Here is a 3962-nt window from a genome sequence, read left to right on the forward strand (position 1 = left end):
CTTCCAGCGAGCGGTAGCCGCCGCCTTGGATCTCAGAGTAGTGGACGAAGACATCCGGGGAGCCGTCGTCGGGGGCGATAAAGCCGAAGCCCTTTTCGCTGTTGAACCATTTCACAGTTCCCTGTGCCATACTTTTTTACTTCTTTCATCAGACGCGGATGTGTCTTACACCCGCGGAGAAGTCTACTGCACAAACCGCCGCTCATCTCACTAAAACGGCAGCGAGAATTCTGCATTGATTTTTCGGTCGAACATGTGTTCGACTAAGGCATGCGCTGGGATGATCAGGGGATCGGCGTCGATGACGGTGCACTGCCGGGTTTGCAACGCATCGGCCTGGTGCGTTCGGTGCGTACACCGCAGTTCGAGGGCATCACCTTCCATGAAATTCTGTGCAAGTCGGCGCTCAACAAGGTGCCCAACGCGGCGAACCTGCCATTCAAGTTCACGGTCAACGGCTATCGCGGATGCAGCCACGCGTGCCGATATTGCTTCGCGCGACCAACGCACGAATACCTCGAATTCGACAGCGGCAACGACTTCGACACGCAAGTGGTGGTCAAGACCAACGTCGCAGAAGTGTTGCGCCGCGAGCTGTTCCGACGCTCCTGGTCGCGAGAGACGGTGGCGCTCGGCACCAACACCGATCCCTATCAACGCGCCGAGGGCCGCTATGCGTTGATGCCGGGAATCATTGGTGCGCTTGCCGATTCGGGCACGCCATTCTCGATCCTCACCAAGGGCACGCTGCTGCGTCGGGATCTGCCGCTGATCGTCGAGGCCTCACGCCACGTCGAGGTCAGCGTGTCGGTCTCCCTGGCCGTGGCGGACGCCGCGCTGCACGAGGACGTCGAGCCGGGCACGCCGACGCCGCGGGCCCGCCTGCAGTTGATCCGCGCCATTCACGACGCCGGGCTGAATTGTCACGTGATGGTGGCCCCGGTGCTGCCGTTTTTGACCGATTCCGTCGACCACTTGGACGGGTTGCTCGGCGAGATCGCCTCGGCCGGCGCCCGCAGTGCCACCGTGTTCGGCTTGCACTTGCGGGGGTCGACGCGCGGTTGGTTCATGGCGTGGCTGGCGCGCTCGCATCCAGAATTGATGCCCCGATACCGCGAACTGTACGGCCGGGGGGCCTACCTGCCGCAGAGCTATCGCGACATGCTCAGGGAGCGGGCGGCGCCGTTGTTGGTCCGCCACCGTCTGAGCGGTGATCAGCGCTCGTTCCGCGCGTCGGCCCCGCCGCCGTCCGTCGCCGCGTTGCCGGAGCCGACGTTGTTCTGAGCGGTGCGCCCACCGCGCACCCCGTCCATCCGGGGTGCGCCGCACCCGGGCACGGCGCGGCCTTCCACGCCTCCGACGGCGTCGGCAGGATCGAGACCACGGCCAGAAGAGCCATGGGCCGACGAGTCAGAAGGGACGGGCGTGATGACCGAGCAGGAGAAAGTCGTGTTCGTGACCGGTGCCAGCAGTGGCATCGGCCGCGCGATCAGCGAGCGGCTCGCCGCAGACGGACACCGGGTCGTCGCTGCCGCCCGACGCGCCGATCGCCTCGACGACTTGGCAAGGGAGGTCGACGGTGTCGAGGCGTGCGAGCTGGACGTCACCGATCTGGAGGCGACGCGCGCCGCCGTGGCCGCGACCGTCTCCAGGCACGGAAGGCTCGACGTGTTCGTCGCCAACGCGGGAGTCATGCCGTTGTCACGCCTCGATGCCGGACTGGTCGACCAGTGGAATCAGATGATCGACGTCAACGTCCGCGCGCTGCTGTACGGAATCGACTCGGCGTTGCCGCATTTCACCGAGCGGGGCAGCGGGCACTTCATCACGACGGCGTCGGTCGGCGCCCACCAGGTGACCCCCACCGCGGCCGTCTACTGCGGCACGAAGTACGCCGCCTGGGCCATCACCGAAGGTCTGCGGTTGGAGTCGCCACCGGGAATCCGGGTCACGACGGTGACCCCCGGCGTCGTCGAGAGCGAGCTGGCGAGCACCATCACCGATCCGCACGCCCAGGGGCTGATGGCCGATTACCGGCGGGAGGCCATCTCTCCGCGGGCGATCGGGGACGCGGTCGGCTATGCGGTGTCGCAGCCGGCGGACGTGGACGTCAACGAGATAGTGGTGCGCCCCACGCGGCAGAGGTGATCGGCGCCCTGTTCCGCTCCGACTCGTCGGTGCCTCGGCGTACGTTGCGTTTCGGAATGCAAGCGGGGCTCGGTGTACGGAAAGGGAGAACCATGACGGTGGTATTGGTCCACGGCGTGCCGGAGACGGCCGCGGTGTGGGACCCGCTCGTCGAGCAACTCGGCGCGCTCGGTGAGGCGGACGTGCGGAGGCTGTCGCCACCCGGTTTCGGTGCGCCGGTACCCGAGGGGTTCGCCGCGACGATGGAGGGTTATCGCGACTGGCTGGTCGCCGAGCTCGAGGCGATCGGTCAGCCCATCGACCTCGTCGGGCACGACTGGGGCGGCGGCCACGTCCTCAACGTCGCGATGGCGCGGCCCGACGTGATCCGCACCTGGGTGTCCGACGTACCTGGGGTGTTCGACCCGGACTACGTGTGGCACGACCTCGCCAAGCAGTGGCAGACCCCAGGCGACGGTGAGGCGGCCGTCGCGGCGTTTGCAGGCATGTCCGTGGCGGACCGTACCGGGTTCCTCGTCGACGCAGGCATGAGTGCCGACGTCGCGACCAACGTCGCCCCGGGCATCGACGAGGTCATGGGTCAGTCGATCCTGACGCTGTACCGGTCGGCGGCCCAACCCGCGGCGGCCAAGGCCGGGGAGCTACTCGAGGCGGCCGCCGCCCGCCCCGGCTTGGCGCTGCTGCCCACCGAGGATCACTTCGTCGGTGACGACGAGCAACGCCGTCGCGCCGCGGCGCGTGCGGGGGCACGGGTCGAGGTCCTCGACGGCCTCGGCCACTGGTGGATGACGCAGGATCCTTCAGGCCCCGCCCAGGTGCTCGTCGACTTCTGGAAGGACCACCGATGAGCCGTTGTCGACCGTAGGGTCGGTGCGACGTCCGCACGGTGACTCCGGACGCGCGCAGGGGAGGTTCAACCGCGCGGTGTCACGTCCCACGCGTGGTGCACCACGTCGTGCAGGTGATAGAGCGCGATCGAGGCGACGGTGAATTCGCTTCCGTTGGAGCGCAACCCGCGTCGTTGCCAGGAATCCGGCGGCACCGAGTCGTAGGTGTCCGCGACTGCCGCCGCCGCTCGACGCAGCTCGTCGGCGACGGCGGCGGGATCCTGCGAGGCGTAGTCGTCGGCGACGGCGGACTCGTCCTGGTCCCAGTTGGGGAACACGGGACCGTCCTCGGTGAGCATCAGGCGCACCCGGTGCCCGAAGATCCGGTGCACGTCGCGGACGTGACAGCCGTACTCCAGCACTGACCACACCGCAGGTGCAGGTCGGGTGCCGACGGACGTCCCCGCCAGCCGGGCCGCCCATTCGTCGGCGTCGCGCCGGATGCGGGTGGCGACCTCGGTGGGGCGCAGGGCGCCTGCGTCGTAACCGCAGTCGGGGCACGGTTCCGCGAGTACCCAGGTCCAGTCCTTGGTGTCGGGCTCGATGCCGGGGTCGGAACCGTTGGAGTCCGTGGTCATCCCTGGTGCAGATCCTGTGCTGAGAAGGTGTCGCACTTGTTGGGGTCACCGGTCCGATAGCCCTCGGTGAACCAGTATTGGCGACCCGCCGAGGAACCATGCGTCCAGGATTCCGGGTTCACCCGTCCCGTGCTCGACTGCTGGATGCGATCATCGCCGACCGATGAGGCCGCCGACAGCGCGTCCTGGATGTCCTTGTCCGTCAACGGTTCTAGGAAGGTGACGTCGGTGCCCGCCTGCTTGGTGATCGACGCGTAGTGCGCCCACACGCCCGCGTAGCAGTCCGCCTGGAGTTCGGTGCGTACCCCGTTGCCCTCTTCACCGCCGGGGCCCTGCTGAGCGCGGCCAA

The 3962-nt window shown here is 67.6% G+C and carries 6 protein-coding genes; 3 read left to right on the forward strand and 3 right to left on the reverse strand.

The annotated features are described in order from the left end of the window. Positions 1-130 (reverse strand): cold-shock protein (locus ABW137_RS16205; protein ID WP_526401725.1); only part of this gene is annotated, 130 nt, incomplete at its 3' end. A gap of 140 nt (positions 131-270) precedes the next feature. Between ABW137_RS16205 and ABW137_RS16210 the strand changes: the two genes are divergently transcribed. The 3 genes from ABW137_RS16210 (at position 271) to ABW137_RS16220 (ending at position 2996) form a co-directional block, all read left to right on the forward strand. After that, the gene (locus ABW137_RS16210; RefSeq protein WP_526401716.1) at positions 271-1284 is read left to right on the forward strand and encodes an Rv2578c family radical SAM protein; all 1014 of its coding nucleotides are present in this window, start codon (positions 271-273) and stop codon (positions 1282-1284) included. A 144-nt stretch (positions 1285-1428) separates the two neighbouring features. Beyond that, positions 1429-2148 (forward strand): SDR family oxidoreductase, encoded by a 720-nt coding sequence (locus tag ABW137_RS16215; RefSeq protein ID WP_526401718.1) that lies wholly within the window; start codon positions 1429-1431, stop codon positions 2146-2148. 92 nt (positions 2149-2240) lie between these two features. After that, positions 2241-2996 carry an alpha/beta fold hydrolase gene (locus ABW137_RS16220; RefSeq protein WP_526401720.1) on the forward strand — a complete coding sequence of 252 codons (756 nt, stop codon included), beginning with the start codon at positions 2241-2243 and terminating at the stop codon, positions 2994-2996. 65 nt (positions 2997-3061) lie between these two features. Here the strand turns inward: ABW137_RS16220 and ABW137_RS16225 are convergent, their stop codons facing one another. Then, positions 3062-3613, reverse strand: a complete 552-nt coding sequence (locus ABW137_RS16225; RefSeq protein ID WP_526401722.1) for a DinB family protein — start codon at positions 3611-3613, stop codon at positions 3062-3064. After that, on the reverse strand, positions 3610-3962 hold a 353-nt coding region (locus tag ABW137_RS16230), incomplete at its 5' end, for a neutral zinc metallopeptidase (RefSeq protein WP_526401724.1). The genes ABW137_RS16225 and ABW137_RS16230, both read right to left, overlap by 4 nt.

Source organism: Mycobacterium sp. (assembly GCF_040509115.1).
GTDB lineage: Bacteria > Actinomycetota > Actinomycetes > Mycobacteriales > Mycobacteriaceae > Mycobacterium.